The organism is Micrococcus sp. IITD107 (assembly GCF_041927415.1).
GTDB classification, from domain to species: domain Bacteria; phylum Actinomycetota; class Actinomycetes; order Actinomycetales; family Micrococcaceae; genus Citricoccus; species Citricoccus terreus.
In genome coordinates this window covers 524,076-539,132 of sequence record NZ_JBHFFN010000002.1, presented here as the reverse complement: position 1 = coordinate 539,132, position 15,057 = coordinate 524,076, and the positions used below count along the sequence as shown (strand labels likewise).

The 15,057-nt window shown below is 68.6% G+C and carries 10 protein-coding genes and 1 tRNA gene; 5 read left to right on the top strand and 6 right to left on the bottom strand.

Features of this window, described 5'->3' with window-relative positions:
* Positions 1-546 carry a tRNA (cytidine(34)-2'-O)-methyltransferase gene (locus tag ACEXHE_RS06825; protein WP_091693530.1) on the top strand — a complete coding sequence of 182 codons (546 nt, stop codon included), beginning with the start codon at positions 1-3 and terminating at the stop codon, positions 544-546.
* A 56-nt stretch (positions 547-602) separates the two neighbouring features.
* Positions 603-2,186: an anti-sigma factor domain-containing protein gene (locus ACEXHE_RS06820; protein WP_374785195.1), complete on the top strand. Its 1,584-nt coding sequence runs from the start codon at positions 603-605 to the stop codon at positions 2,184-2,186.
* Between the two features lie 20 nt (positions 2,187-2,206).
* Here the strand turns inward: ACEXHE_RS06820 and ACEXHE_RS06815 are convergent, their stop codons facing one another.
* Together ACEXHE_RS06815 and ACEXHE_RS06810 are read right to left on the bottom strand one after the other, a co-directional pair.
* Positions 2,207-2,974: a PIG-L deacetylase family protein gene (locus ACEXHE_RS06815; RefSeq protein ID WP_374785260.1), complete on the bottom strand. Its 768-nt coding sequence runs from the start codon at positions 2,972-2,974 to the stop codon at positions 2,207-2,209.
* Positions 2,975-3,047: 73 nt separating this feature from the next.
* Positions 3,048-4,562, bottom strand: coding sequence for a S1C family serine protease (locus ACEXHE_RS06810; RefSeq protein WP_374785194.1), 1,515 nt, complete (start codon positions 4,560-4,562; stop codon positions 3,048-3,050).
* A gap of 261 nt (positions 4,563-4,823) precedes the next feature.
* Here ACEXHE_RS06810 and ACEXHE_RS06805 point away from each other — a divergent pair, with 261 nt between their 5' ends.
* Positions 4,824-6,971: a TPM domain-containing protein gene (locus ACEXHE_RS06805; protein WP_374785193.1), complete on the top strand. Its 2,148-nt coding sequence runs from the start codon at positions 4,824-4,826 to the stop codon at positions 6,969-6,971.
* Between the two features lie 146 nt (positions 6,972-7,117).
* Complete coding sequence (locus ACEXHE_RS06800; RefSeq protein WP_374785192.1) at positions 7,118-7,924, top strand: PspA/IM30 family protein; 807 nt, start codon at positions 7,118-7,120, stop codon at positions 7,922-7,924.
* Between the two features lie 158 nt (positions 7,925-8,082).
* On the opposite strand, the gene ACEXHE_RS06795 is transcribed toward ACEXHE_RS06800, so the two are convergent.
* From ACEXHE_RS06795 to ACEXHE_RS06785, 3 genes are all read right to left on the bottom strand, one after another.
* Positions 8,083-8,156, bottom strand: a tRNA-Met gene (locus tag ACEXHE_RS06795).
* A gap of 111 nt (positions 8,157-8,267) precedes the next feature.
* Entirely contained in the window at positions 8,268-11,216 is a 2,949-nt protein-coding gene (locus ACEXHE_RS06790; protein ID WP_356967721.1) for a UPF0182 family protein, read from the bottom strand.
* 310 nt (positions 11,217-11,526) lie between these two features.
* Positions 11,527-12,600 carry a PDZ domain-containing protein gene (locus ACEXHE_RS06785; protein ID WP_374785191.1) on the bottom strand — a complete coding sequence of 358 codons (1,074 nt, stop codon included), beginning with the start codon at positions 12,598-12,600 and terminating at the stop codon, positions 11,527-11,529.
* Between the two features lie 261 nt (positions 12,601-12,861).
* Here ACEXHE_RS06785 and ACEXHE_RS06780 point away from each other — a divergent pair, with 261 nt between their 5' ends.
* Positions 12,862-14,367, top strand: a complete 1,506-nt coding sequence (locus ACEXHE_RS06780; protein WP_374785190.1) for a zinc-dependent metalloprotease — start codon at positions 12,862-12,864, stop codon at positions 14,365-14,367.
* A 33-nt stretch (positions 14,368-14,400) separates the two neighbouring features.
* On the opposite strand, the gene ACEXHE_RS06775 is transcribed toward ACEXHE_RS06780, so the two are convergent.
* Positions 14,401-15,057 (bottom strand): M48 family metallopeptidase, encoded by a 657-nt coding sequence (locus ACEXHE_RS06775; RefSeq protein WP_374785189.1) that lies wholly within the window; start codon positions 15,055-15,057, stop codon positions 14,401-14,403.

Below are 15,057 nucleotides of genomic sequence, written 5' to 3'. Positions count from 1 at the left end.
ATGAACCGCCAGAACCCCCACCTGACCGCCCCGCGCGAGCCTGCCCCCGGCACGCCCGGTTTCCGCATCCTCTTCCACACCCCGGAGATCCCCGGGAACACCGGCAACGCCATCCGCCTGGCGGCCATCACCGGGGCCGAGCTGCACGTGGTGGAGCCCTTGGGATTCGACCTCTCCGACGCCAAGCTGCGCCGAGCCGGGCTGGACTATCACGACCTGGCTGTGCTCACCATCCACCCGGACCTGGACGCCGCCTGGACCGCTCTCACCCCGCCGGACGCCCCGGCCCGCGTCTTCGCCTTCACCGCCCACGGAGACACCCTCTACACGGACGTGGACTACCGCCCAGGCGACGTCCTGCTGTTCGGCCGCGAGTCCACCGGCCTGCCGGACGAGGTGCTCGCCGACCCCCATGTCACCGCCCAGGTCCGCCTGCCCATGCAGCCCTCGCGCCGCTCCCTGAACCTGGCCAACACCGCCTCGATCGTGCTGTACGAGGCCTGGCGCCAGCACGGTTTCGCCGGAGCCGGCCCCGCCCAGCCCTGACCCCCGCCGCGTGGCAGCCCGCCGAGCGCGCCACTTCTTCCTATCCTGGAGAGACCATGGACAAGCGCACTCCCGGTGGCCCCGGATCCTCCTCCTCTGCTGGCGTCCCGACGACGGCCGGCACCGCCCAGCATCAGCGCACCGGTGCCTCCGCATACGGCGATCTTCCGGGGCTGGACGAGCTGCTGACACTGGCCGCCGAAGGCGATCAGGCCTCCTTCGCCGCGTTCTATGACTCCACGGCGCCCTGGGTCTACGGACTGGCGAGCACGATGTTCGCCTCAGACTCAGACGCCTTCGAGGCCACCGCCCTGACCTACCTGCAGGTGTGGGAGCAGGCCGGGGAACCGCAGTTCGACGACGACACCCCCGCAGCACGTCACCGGGCAGTGCTCAGCTGGCTGCAGGTGCTGGCCCACCAGACCATGACCTCGCTGCTGCGCCATGACTCCCTGCCGGGCGTCGGGGACGGGCTGCTGCCGGACCGTGCCGGACCGGCCCCGTTGGGCGAACGTGAACAGCTGGGCCCCCTGGAGGCATTGACCCCGGCGCAGTTCGCCGCACTGGACGCAGCCTGGTCAGGCGGACGCACCTACCGCCAGGTGGCAGAAGAGCTCGGCGTGGCCGTTCCCACGGTCAAGTCCCGACTGCGTGATGCCGTCCAGCGCATCTCGCACCGCTACCAGGAGAAGTTCCTGGGCCGTGTTCAGGAGCGGGACCCGGTCATGATGCGCGCGGTCACCCCGGAGATCGCCGCTCGGACGGGACGCACCCGGAACTTCACCCTGGACCTGGCCCAGGACGTGGAGAACGGCCTGGGCCGCGAGCTGGCGGATGTGGCAGCCCTGGACGCCCTGGACCGTGATGAGCTGTTCGCCCTCGAAGGGGCCGTGGACCGGCAGGGCCCGGAGAACGCCACCCTGTGGCGGGCTCGCCTGGAGACGGCGCGGCGCACCGTCACCTGGGCCTTCAAATCCCAGGCGACGGAGCCGCCGTCGGACCTGTTGGAAGATCTGCTGCTGCGCCTGCCGGCCCAGGACGTGGGCATGGGGCTGGTGGATGGGCTCGGTCCGTCTGAACCGAAGGACCAGGAGGGTCCGACCTCGGAGAAGAACCGCCCCCTGAAGAAGTGGATGCTGGTGGTAGCCGGTCTGCTGGTGCTGGCGCTCGGCCTGTTCATGGTGTGGCGGCTGATCGTGGGACCAGATGTGGTGGCCACGGTGGATCGGGCGGAGGACTCCTTCACCACCCAGGACTACCAGCTGACCGACGGCGGAGTGATGCAGGGGCATGTCTCCAAGGAGCGGGACATGGCGTATGTGACTTTCTCCGGCATGCCCGATCCCGGCGCTGGGCATGAGTACCAGCTGTGGCTGCACCCGGCCGACGGGTCCTCACCGGCCAGTCTGGGCACCTACGGGTTGGACGATCTCCAGGATCCGGTGACCTTCCGTGGACTCTCCGGCTACCAGGACCTGACGGTGACCGTGGAGCCGGACGGAGGATCCGAGGCCCCCACCACCCAGGCGCTGGGCAGCCTGGACCTGGTGCATCAGGTCACCCGGGGACTGCAGTACGGCGGGCACCCCAACAGCACTCCCCCCGCGACGAACAGCACGCCGGCCGAGGGGTCCGACTGACCTCCTGAGCAGGGGCCGTCTCAGAATCCGCTGATGGTGTCGGCGGCGTTGACCTCCACCAGATGGAACGCCTCGGCGTAGCGGACGGACTCGTCCATGGGTGCGGCTGCACCGCGGTGCAGCTCTGACATGGTCCCCAACACGAACTCCTCCATGCGAGCCACGTCCGGGTGCTGGGAGAGGTGATGACGCAGCGCGGCGAGCTTGTCCTGCTCGTGGCCGGTGACGTCCAGGAACAGGTTGTGGTGGATGTGAGGACCGCCGAAGAGCAGCAACCAGCGCAGATGGAACGGCTCCAGGCCCTGATCGAGCAGCTCAGGGTAGGCGAACGGGTTCTCCACGGCCGGGTAGCTGGCACGCACCACCGCCTCACCGGCGGCCAGGTGGTCCGGGTGGGAGCGCTGCAGCCGGGTCCAGTCCCGTTCCGGGTGCATGCCGATCACCAGATCCGGACGGTGCCGGCGCATCAGGGCCACGACCTGGGACTGCACGCGGTGGTTGGGCTCGAGGTACCCGTCCCGCTCCCCCATGAACTCCACGTCGCTCACACCCAGGTGGGCGGCGGCATCACGCTGCTCCTGGTGGCGCCGCTCGATGATGGTGTCGTGGGTGTGGGCATCGAAGCCACCGGCGTCGCCGTCGGTCATCACGCAGTAGGTGACCTCCACTCCCGCCCGGGTCAGTCCGGCAACGGTAGCGGCGGCGCCGAAGTCCAGGTCATCCGGGTGGGCACCGAATGCCAGGACACGACGCCAGCCGAAGCGTTCGGCTGCCTCGGCGGGGGTCATCAGGGGCGCATCAGGATTCACGATCACAGTCTCGGTAGCCACAGAGGGACCATACCGCCACCCCGAGTGTCACTCACTCATCTCCCTGCTGCTGCGCGGTCCCTGAGGCGAAGGTCACCTCAGCTGACTGCTCCTGTCCGTCGCGCAGGTAGTGCACGGTGGCGGTCCCGCCCTCCGGGTACTCCTTGACGATCGCCGTCAGGGACCGGCTGTCGCTGACCGAGCGGCCCTCCACGCCGGTGATCACATCACCCTGCTGCAGGCCGGCGTCCTCTGCCGGGGATCCGGGCACGACGTCGCGCACCAGGGCACCGGCACTGAATCCTCCTGAGGCGGCACCGCCGGGACCCTGCTGCTGGGCCGGGCCCTGTTCGGCGTCGGGGCTCGGCTGGGACTGCCCCTCCGGTACGGCCGGCTGGGCCGTGACCGTCACGCCGAGCAGTCCATGCGTGGCTTCCCCGTGCTCGATCAGGTCCTTCGCCACGCGCTGGGCGTAGTCCACGGGGATGGAGAAGCCCACGCCGATGTTCCCGGCCTCGCCGGAGGCTCCCCCGGCGGAGGCGATGGCCACGTTGATGCCGATCAGCCGTCCCTGGGCGTCGAGCAGCGCGCCGCCGGAGTTGCCCGGGTTGATGGCCGCATCGGTCTGGATCACGTTGATGTAGATGGAACCCTGGGAGCGCTGCTGGGGCATGCCCGGGATGCGGAACTCGAACTCACCGGGGCCGCCCGGCCCGGACTGGTCGTTGTCCTCCGGGACGGCTGAGGAGGCCACGGAGATGGTGCGGTCCAGGGTGGAGACGATCCCGTCGGTGACGGTCCCGGTCAGTCCCAGGGGCGCGCCGATGGCGATCGCCCGGTCTCCGACGTTCAGCTCTCCTGAGGAGCCCATCTCGATGGGGGTCAGCCCCTGAGCGTCGATCTTGACCACGGCGAGGTCCGAGTCGGGGTCCAGCCCCACGATCTCCGCCGCGTAGATCTGGCCATCGGCCGTCTGCACGGTGATGTTCGGGTCCGGCGCCTGGCCGCCCATGGTGACCACATGGGTGTTGGTGAGGATGTGCCCCTGATCGTCCAGGATCACGCCGGAACCGGACCCGGCGCCCTGGCCGTTCGTCACGGAGAGCGTGACCACCGAGGGGGCGGCCTTCGCGGCAGCCGCGGTCACGGCGGTGGCGTCCTCGCTGCGGTTGATGTCCAGGCCGGTGCCCTGCTGGACCTGTTGAGTCGGCTCCACGGTTCCCGGCCCGTCGTCCAGGGCGGCATTGACACCGGCGGCCACACCACCGCCGGCCAGTCCTGCCAGGAGCATGCCGGCCACCAGGGCTCCCACGCCCACGGTGCGGCGTCCTGAGCGCTCCTCCTGGCCGGCACCGGTCACGCCAGGATGAGGTCCATGCGTGGCCTCAGTGTGTGCGCCGTCCGGGCCGAGGGCTCCGAACTGCTGGGTCTGCGCCGAGGGCTCTCGCGAGGCCGAGACGGAGGCCGGACCAGCGTGCAGGGCCCCTGCCGGCGGGGTGTGCAGATGAGGAGGGATCCCTCCTCCCGTGGACTCGTCACGGGACTGCTGGTCGTACGGATCTGACATCGTGTTTATCTCCTGCCTCGTCACCTGCTCACGCCGAAGGCGCCCCACCATGATGGTGCACCCTGCTGGACGTTGAACGAACACTGACTGAGCGCTGGCTGGGTGGTTCCTGGTCGCCGTCGGGAATCTCCAGGGCGAGCCGTCCGTTCGCCGGTGGCGCACCCGATTCCGTGGCGTGCGCCCCCGGAGCCACCCTAGACTGCCAATGAACGCTATGGCCTGGACGGCCACGAACGGCCTCCGGGCCACGAAGGGTGATCGATGACCGCGACCTCTCACAGCTGGCAGCCCGTCCGCCTCTCCCCTGCGGTGCTCACTGCCGGAGCCCTGGTCGGCTCTGCCGTGACCGTGGGCGCAGGTCTGACGATGGCCTCCTCCGCCCAGGCGGCGGCTCCCGTGGAGATCCCGCCGGGCGTGTTCGTGGTGGACGAGGCCCAGGTCCTCACCGCCCTGGAGGAGACCCAGCTCGAGGAGGAGATCGCCCAGCTGCGGCGCGAGGAGGGCCAGAGCCTGTTCGTGGTGTACGTGGACGGCACCAATGCGCCCCTGGACCAGTGGATCACGGCCGTGGCACGCCAGAAGGGGCTCAGCCAGTCCGATTCGATGATGGTGATCGATGTGGCCGAGCGCCAAGTGCGTTACGCCGCGCATGACGCCAACAGCATCGAGGTCTTCGAGGACGACATCATCCAGGACTATGTCTTCCCGGCCCTGCCGGCCCGCGGGGAGGATGACTGGGCGGCGGCCGGGTCCGCCGCGGTCGAGGGTGTGCTGGCCGCCTCCACCGGCGCCCTCGGCTCCGGTTCCGGGTCTGGAGCCAACGACGGCGGCACGTCGCGTGAGCAGACCGGCTCCGGTGACACCGGGGCTGGCGGATGGGTCGCCGGAGGGCTGGTCACCGCGGCCCTGGTGGGCGGCGGCGTCGCTCTGGCCAGCCGGAAGAAGAAGGGCAAGGACAGCTCTCGGGGACGCTCCGTGGAATCCGCGCAGGGACCCCAGGATCCGCTGGATGCGATGTCCGTGGAGGATCTGCGCAACAAGGCCGGCTCCATGCTGGTCGCGGCGGATGATGCCATCAAGTCCTCTGAGCAGGAGCTCGGCTTCGCCATGGCCGCCTACGGTGACGACTCGGTGACGACCTTCCGGTCGGACATCGAGGCGGCCAAGGCGCACATGATGGAGTCCTTCAAGCTCCAGCATCAGCTCGATGACCACATCCCGGACACCGAGGAGCAGCAGCGTGCCTGGCTCAAGGACATCATTGCCCGGTGCGAAGCCGTGGGAGCCTCGCTGTCCGAACACCAGCAGGAGTTCAACGAGCTGCGGGACCTGGAGAAGAACGCCCCGGCGGCGTTGACGGCCCTGGAGCAGCGGGCCGGCGAGCTGGCCCAGCCGGTCAACGAGGCGGAACGACGTCTGGTGGACCTGCACGCCCGCTACGCGGACAGCGCGCTGGTGGAGGTCAATGACAACGCCTCCGATGCACGGGAGCGCCTGGAGTTCATCTCCTCGGCGGTCGCCAAGGCGCGGCAGTCGCTGGAGGCCTCGGACCTGTCCACCGCCGCTCTGGCCATTCGAGCCGGGGAAGAGGCAGCAGCCCAGGTCACCACCCTGGTGGAGGCCGTGGGCAAGGCCAGCGATCACCTGGACCGGACCATGCAGAACGTCACCACGGGTGTGCGGCAGACCGCGCAGGACCTGGCGCAGGCCCAAGCCCTGGTCAACGCCGGACAGCATCCCGAGCTGGCCGGGCCGATCGCCGGTGTGGAGCAGGCCCTGCGCTCGGTCCAGACCGGCATGGCCAGTGGCAAGCCCGATCCCATCGACCTGCTGCATGACCTGGAGAACGCCCATCGTCAGTTGGACGCTCAGCTCGGCGGCATCCGCGACCAGCAGGAGCAGAGCCGTCGTGCCGCCGCCCAGCTGCAGCAGGCCATCCTGCAGGCCCAGGCACAGATCGACGGCACGCAGGACTACATCGCGGCTCGCCGTGGCGCCGTGGGCAGCCAGGCCCGCACCAAGCTGGCCGAGGCCGACCGCACCCTGCAGCAGGCCGTGCAGCTGTCCGGTTCCGACCCGGTGACGGCACTGAACATGGCCCAGCAGGCCGGTGCGCTGGCTGAACGTGCCAGCCGGATGGCCCAGCAGGACCTGGACGACTGGGGCGGCTACGGTGGTGGCGGCTTCGGCGGCGGAGGCTACACCCGCCGAGGCGGTGGCGGATTCGGCGGCAGCTTCGGCGGAGGCCTGGGAGGCGCCATCCTCGGCGGCATCCTCATCGACAGCGTCCTCGGCGGCCGCTCAGACCACAGCGACTGGGGCGGCGGCGGATTCGGCGGATTCGGCGGCGGTGGCCTCGGCGGGGGCGACTTCGGCGGATTCGGCGACATCGCCGGAGGAAGCTTCTGACAGACCCGGTGGTCTCCACCCGGAGATCACCCCACAGACTCTGAGGTCTCACCACCTCAGGACCCTCTTCCCGGAACCGGGGGCGGGAGAAGAACGGCGACCGGAGCATCCGGTGGTCACAAGGATCAGATCGAAAGGCGACATCCATGGTCAAGCAGTCCATTTTCGGCCGCATCGCAACCCTGGCCAAGGCCAACATCAACGCCATGCTGGACAAGGCGGAGGATCCCCAGAAGATGCTGGACCAGATGGTCCGCGACTACACGAACAACATCTCTGAGGCGGAGGCGGCCGTCGCCCAGACCATCGGCAACCTGCGGATGATCCAGGACGACTACAACGAGGACATCGACGCCGCCAAGAGCTGGGGCCAGAAGGCTCTGGCCGCCTCCCAGAAGGCCGACGAGTTCCGCACCCAGGGCGACACCGCCTCCGCGGACAAGTTCGACAACCTGGCCAAGGTCGCCATCGAGCGTCAGATGGACGCTGAGCGTCAGGCCAAGGCCGCCGAGCCGACCATCGCCTCGCAGTCCGAGATCGTGGAGAAGCTCAAGACCGGTCTGGAGCAGATGAAGGGCAAGCGCCAGGAGCTGGTCTCCAAGCGCGACGAACTGGTGGCGCGTGCCAAGTCCGCCCACGCCCAGTCCGCGGTGCACGATGCTGTGAAGTCGATCGACATCATGGACCCCAGCTCCGAGGTCAACCGTTTCGAGGAGAAGGTCCGCCGCGAGGAAGCTCGCGTACGCGGGCAGAACGAGCTGGCCGCGTCCTCCCTGGACGCCCAGTTCGAGTCCTTGGAGGACCTGGGTGAGAAGACCGAGGTCGAGGCCCGTCTGGCCGCGCTGAAGGCCGGTCGTTCCGGGAACCAGGCGATCACCTCCGGTCAGGCCTCGGATGAGATGGAGCTGGACTACTCCGAGGGCGCTGCCACGGAGACCCCCACCGCTCGCTGATACTCACCCTGACATCCGTCGCTGTCGACAGATCGGGCCTCGGACTTGGTGCTCTCCGCACCGGGCCGGGGCCCGATCTGTGTGCCTGGATGGATCCTGCGCATCGGGCCCGACATGCGAAAAGACCCGGACCTGATGGTCCGGGTCTTTTCTCTGCGTTGCGGGGGCAAGATTTGAACTTGCGACCTCCGGGTTATGAGCCCGGCGAGCTACCGAACTGCTCCACCCCGCGGCGACTCAGATGACTATACGGGGTTCTCTCGGTGATCTCAAATCGAGGACGCCCCGCCGGTTTCCGGCTGGTCAGCCGGTGCCCGACGGGGCGTCCTGTTGAGTCCACCGATCAGCCGTCGGTTCCCTCACCCTCTGAAGCAGCGTCCTCAGGTGCGGCTTCACCCTCGGTGGCACCGTCCTCTGCTGCGGGGTCCGGTGCACCGATGGCCTCACGGATGGAGTCGTCGGCCTCTGTGGCGCGGCGCAGCGCGTCGTTCAGCTGGCTCTGAGCCTCACCGTAGGCGGCCCAGTCACCGGTCGCCATGGCGGTCTCGGAGGCCTCGATCGCCGACTGTGCGTCAGCCAGGGCCTCACTCAGACGCTCCTGATCACTCTGTGCCAGCGGCGGCGTCGGGTCTGCCCCGGGCTCGCCTTCACCTGGTGCTGCTGGCGGTTCACCGGTGTCCACACCGGAGTCTCCACCGAAGACCTGGTCCAGGGACTCCTGCAGCGTGTCGCCGAAGCCCACCCGGTCACCGAATGAGACCAGCACCTTGCGCAGGGTCGGGTACGAGGTCGAACCCGTGGACTGCACGTACACCGGCTGGACGTACAGGATGCCGTTGGCCACCGGCAGAGTGATCATGTTGCCATTGATCACGTCCGAGGCGCCCTGGCGCAGCAGGTTCAGCTCACGCGAGACCTGGTCGTTCGAGTCGAAGTTGGCCTGCGCCTGGCCGGGGCCAGGAACCGCCGTCGACCGCGGCAGCTCAAGCAGCTGCAGGTGGCCGTAGGACTCGGCCTTCTCACCGTCCTTGCCCGTACCAGCATCGCCATTGGCAGAGAGGAACCCATACAGCACGTTGCGCTGGGTACCGGCCTCCCGCAGCTGCGGGATGAAGGTGGTGGTCAGCGAGAACGCCGGCTCATCCTTGCCCGGCATCTGCAGGGACATGTAGTACGGCGGCTGCTTCACGTCGGCATTGCCCTGCGTGGGGTCAGCCGGCACCGACCAGGCGTCGTTGTTCTCGTAGAAGTCACCGGGGTTGGTGACGTGATAGCGACCCAGCAGCTCACGCTGGACCTTGAACATGTCCTCCGGGTAGCGGACATGGTCCATCAACTCGGCAGTCATCTCCGAGTACGGCTTGAGCGTGGAGGGATAGACCTTCTGCCAGGCCTGCAGCAGCGGATCCTCCTCCCAGGCGTAGAGGGTGACCTCTCCGGAGTAGGCATCCACGGTGGCCTTGACCGAGTTGCGGATGTAGTTCACCCGGCCGCTCAGGTTCGCGGCCACATCGGTGTTCAGGGCGTCCCGAGTGGCCGAATCCAGCTGCTCCTGCTTGGAGTAGGGGAAGGCATCCGAGGTGGTGTAGGCGTCCACGATCCACTGGATCCGCCCGTCCACGATCGCCGGGTAGGAGTTGGAATCCACTGTCAGGTAAGGGGCGACCTTCTCCACGCGCTGCACGGGGTTGCGATCGTAGAGGATCTGGGACTCAGAGTTGATGTCCGTGGACAGCAGCAGCTCGGTGGAGCCGAACTTGATGGCGTACACCAGCTTGTTGAACAGGTTGCCTACACTCGGACCGCCGTCACCGGAGAACGTGTAGGTCGTGTCCTCGGTGCTGTCGGCGTCCTGCGGTCGGTCACGTTCGCGTTCCGGGGCATTGTCCGGAGCACCCACCACGGAGTACTGCGGCGAGTTCATCCCGAAGTAGATGCGCGGCTCATAGTCGGCGTCCGATCCCAGATCACCTCGTGAGGGGATGCCGGACAGCAGGAAGGACGGACGTCCACCAGCCGATACCTCGGAGGCGTCGGCGGCGACCATGCCATAGCCGTGAGTGTAGATGATGTGCTGGTTCACCCAGGAGGACTCACGGTCCACGTTGACCTCACGGGCGGCGATGATGGTGTCCTTGGTCTCCCCGTCCACCTCATAGCGGTCCACGTGCAGCGTGTTCGGGAACCCGTAGTACGGGCGGAACTGCTGCAGCTGACCGAAGGTGCGCGAGAGCAGGTTCGGGTCCATCAGGCGGATGTTCGCCGTGTTGGTACTCTCCCCCGTCAGACCGCCTTCTTCCGCCTCGGTCTCACCGGCGTACTGGGTGTTCTCGATCTCGTTGAGCCCGTAGGCCTCACGGGTGAGCTCGATGTTGCGCTTGATGTACTCGGCCTCGCGAGTCTGCTCCGAGGGCTTGACCTGCCACTCCTGGATGGCGAATGGGTAGGCGCCACCGGCCACGATGGCACCGATGATCAGCACCACGGTGCCGATCAGCGAGATCCGCCAGCGGCCGGTGATGATCGTGACCACGAACAGGATCGCCACCAGCACGGCGGCGACGGCGAGGATGGTGCTCGTGGGGATCACGGCGTGCACGTCGGTGTACAGGGCACCGGCCCACTGGCCCGACTGGGACTGCAGGGTCCGGTAGCGGTCCAGCCAGTAGTTGGCGCCCTGCAGGATCAGGAACAGTGCTGCGAAGACGCCCAGGTGGATGCGGGCGCCCTTCTCCACAGTGATCCCGCCGCGCTCCTCCACACGGATGGATCCGTACAGGTAGTGCACCAGCAGACCGGCGATGCCAGCGATGAGCACCACGGAGATCAGGTAGCCCACCAGGATGCCGAGCATCGGCAGGGTTGCCATGTAGAAGCTGAAGTCCATCCCGAACTCGGGGTCGACCTTGCCGTAGGGAACCTGGTTCAGGAACAGCAGCACATCCTGCCAGGCACTCATCGCAGCCGAACCGGCGAAGAAGGCCAGCAGTGCCGGGACGCCGATGAACACCAGACGGCGGATCGGCTCGAGCTGCTGCTGATACTGCGCCAAGGTGTCCCTCGTGCGGTCGCCCAGGTTCTTGGGCCGGGAGCGCCAGGCCAGCCACATGGCCGCCCAGGTGGCTCCGCCCATCACCAGCGCGCCGATCACGAAGAGGACGGCTCGGGTGATGTGCTCGGTCCAGAACACCTCGGAGTACCCGATCTGGTTGAACCAGAGGATTTCGGTGTACACGCCGGAGAACAGCACGAACAGTGCCACCAGGGCAGCGACGATGATGATCGTCAGCATCAGTGCCGACGGTCGCCCGGGCCGCCGCGGTCCGGAGGACGAGCTCCCGTCATGCCGCTGGGGACCACCGGGACGTCCCGGTCCACCGTTCCCTGGCCCTGCTGGTCCTTGGCCGCCGAACCAGTTGCCGGGACCGCCTGGTCCGCCGGGAGCCCCGCCATCGCGGCCCCCTGAGCCGGGCGTTCCGCCCCGCCCGTCCTCCGGGCCGCCGAACAGCCCTCCGAATCCCTGTCCGAAACTCACGTTGTTACCTCATCTGCGAGCCAGCGGCCCGTCTTGTCCTGCGTGTGGTCGTTCTGTGGTCGTTCTGTCATCCGCATGTCTGGGCGCCCTCCGGCTCCCGGTCCTGCCCCAGGTCTTCGACGACCTGCCGTGCCTGTCCCAGGTTGGAGACCGAGTAGACGGTGATGCCCTCCGGCACCCGTCCTGTCAGCTCAGCGCAGTGTTCAGCAGGGGTCAGGAAGGCCTCAGCACCGGCGTCTGCGGCTCCGGAGACCTTCTGCACGATCCCGCCGATCGGCCCCACGGTCCCGTCTGGGTCGATGGTGCCCGTCCCGGCGATGTGCCGCCCGCCGGTCATGGCGCCGGGCGTCAGCTCATCCACCAGCCCGAGGGCGAACATCATGCCGGCGCTGGGGCCGCCCACGTTCTCCAGGGTGATGGAGACGTCCAGGGGGAAGTCGAAGGCTGAGTCCAGGTAGACACCGATCAGCCAGGTCTCGTTCGGCCCGGGGTACACGGGGATCTGCACGGTCATCTGGCGCCCGTCCCGGATGATGCCCAGTTCCACCGGCTCCCCGCGGGACTCGTTCAGCCGGCGCTTGAGTCCCTGCAGCCCGGTGACTTCCTGGCCGTCGGCACTGATCAGCTGGTCCTCGGGCCGCAGCAGGTCCTGCGCCTGGGTCTCCGGTGTGAAGCCGGCGACGAACAGCTCCTGGCGGTACTCGATCCCCAGCTCCTCCAGTGCTGCGGCCACGGCCCAGCTCTGCGAGGTGGCCATGGCCTGCGAGTTCTGCTGGTCCACCTGCTCCGAGGTGGTCCCGGAGGGGTACACCACCTCCTGCGGCATCAGCGCGATCGTCGGATCCACCCACGCCTGGGCGACCTCCGCGAAGGTGGTCCATCCGGTGGGCGCCCCGGAGACGTAGACGGTGGTCAGGTCGAGCCGGCCCTCCGTGGGGTAGGTCTCGGCGCCGTCCACGGTGATGACCGGTGAGCCGTCGAAGTCACCGATGGTGTTGAAGGTGGGGCCGGGAGACTCGGTGATGTAGGGGCTGGGCAGGGCCACAGCGGTGAGCACCAGCAGGCCGGAGACGGCGCCGGCGGCGGTCTTGAGTCGGCGGAGGCGGCGCTCTCGGGTGCTGACGTTTCCAGGCACGTTCATCGAGGGCTTTGGCGGGTGTCCGGTCAATGACACGTCAGGGCACCTGTCTGCTCAGCTGGACTCGATCGACTCCGCCTCCTGCCTGACGGGGCTGTCCGTGCCGGGACCACGGGGACTGACGGCGTGGCAGGGCGGAGAGGTCTGCCCTCCATTCTACGGGCTGGACAGGCCACGTCCCGACGACGGCCGCTCGCCTGTGCCCACAGCGAACCTCCCAGCCCACTCGGGACACGTCCAGGGCACGCCACTACCCTGGTGGACATGACGACTCCCCCGAACCGACCTGGCTCTGGATCCGGCAGCTCCGACGAGGGCGCAGGCGAGGATCCACTCGCCGAGATGCTCCGCAAGATGTTCGGCGGCAACGCCCCGGACCCTGAGGAGCTGCGCCGCGCACTGGGTGAGATGGGCGGACCGGGCGCCGGGTTCACCGGCGTGCCGGGCTCCTCGATGCCCGGTGCCGGCGGCCAGGGCGGCATGCCGGGGATGCCCGGCGGCCTGCCCTTCGACCCCTCCATGATGAACCCGGAGATGATGGGTCAGATGATGCAGCAGTTCCAGGCGATGATGCAGTCTTCGCCGGAGGACGGCCCGGTGAACTGGTCGTTGGCCCGCCAGGCCGCACGTCAGGCCAGCGCCGGGCAGGACCCCTCGGTGGGCACCTTCGCCCGCCGGGAGATCGAGGAGGCGCTGCGCCTGGCCGAGCTCTGGCTGGACGGTGTCACCGAGATCGAGTCGCCCGGGATCCTGGGTGTGGCCTGGTCTCGAGCCGAGTGGGTCGAGGCCACCATGGACAACTGGCGTGCCATGACCGAGCCGGTCGCCGTCGCCATGGCCGAGGCCATGAGCCGGGCCCTGAGCGAACAGCTCCCGGACCAGCTGCCCGAGGAGATGCGCGGCATGTTGGGCGGGCTGGGGCCGATGCTGCAGAACATGGGCGGCACGGTGTTCGGACTTCAGCTGGGCTCGGCCATCGGCGCCCTGTCCCAGGAGGTCCTCTCCGGCTCGGACTCGATGTTCCCGGTGGCCGGCCACCGTCTGGCCATGGTGCCGGTCAACATCGAGGAGTTCGGCGACGGCCTGCAGGTCCCGGACGATCAGATCCGGATCTACCTGGCGCTGCGTGAGGCCGCTCGGATGCGTCTGTTCATGCGCTCCTCATGGCTGGAGCGGGACCTGCGCGCCGCGATCGAGCAGTACGCCACCGGCATCCACATCGACGTCGCCGGGATCGAGGAGGCCGCCCGCTCGGTGGACCCGATGAACCCGGAGTCCATGCAGGAGGCCCTCTCCGGCGGCATGTTCATCCCCGAGCCCACAGGTACGCAGAAGGCAGCCCTGGAGCGCCTCGAGCTCACGCTGGCCCTGATCGAGGGCTGGGTGGATGTGGTGGTCACCGAGGCGGCGAAGCCACTGGAGTCCAACGCCGCTCTGCGCGAGACCATCAACCGCCGCCGCGCCTCGGGTGGTCCCGCAGAGCATGCCTTCGGCACCCTGGTCGGCCTGGACCTGCGTCCGCGCCGACTGCGCGAGGCCGCCACGCTCTGGGAGCTGGTCGGCCAGGAGAAGGGCACCGAGTACCGCGACGCCATCTGGAGCGACCCGAGCCTGCAGCCCACCGCGGAGGACCTGGACGACCCCACCGGGTACTTCACCCGCCGCGAAGAGCGGGAGAAGGCCTCGCAGTCCATGGACGACGAGCTGCGCCGCCTGTTGGAGGGCGGGTACGACGACGGCCCCCAGGGTCGCACTTCACCGCAGGGCTGAGTGCCCCGCAGGTGGGCTCCCCACCGCTGCTGATCAGTCGACCAGGTCCTCCGGGACCTGGTCGACCTCGTTCTGGCCAGCTGCTGCCCCGGCTCCGCCCCGCCCCCGGGCGTAAGTGACGCCGGCCAGGAAGGCCATCGCCTCGGCCTGGCGGGGGTAGCGCCCGGCCATGTCGTGGAACTCCCGGGTGTGTCCGGTGTGCTTGAGGTGTGTGAGCTCGTGCACGATCACCGCGTCCAACACCCAGTCCGGCATCTCGGCCAGTTCGGAGGAGATGCGGATCCGACCGGTGCTGGGGGTGCAGGATCCCCACCGGTGCTGCTGCCGGGTGGACCAGACCACCTCGGTGGGCTGGACCTCACCGTCCAGGTGGGTGCGTGCCAGCCGGAGAGCACGCTGCAGCAGGTCCTGGTTCGCCCCGGGACGGGAGGCGGGGTTGGCCTGGACCTTGGTCAGCATGCGGTCCACCCAGTCCTGCTCGGCCTGCTCGGACAGCCCCCAGGGCAGGTTCACCTGCAGGCGCCCCTCACGCCAGGCCGCCGAGACGGTCTTGGTGCGCTTGGATGACCGGACCACCCGGACAGGAGTGCCCCGCACCTCCACGTCCACGCTCTCGCGCACCGTCGGTCCGGCGAAGCGGGCAGGGCGGTGCGATCGGCGGGATCCTCCGGGCCGGGCAGCGGGTGTCAT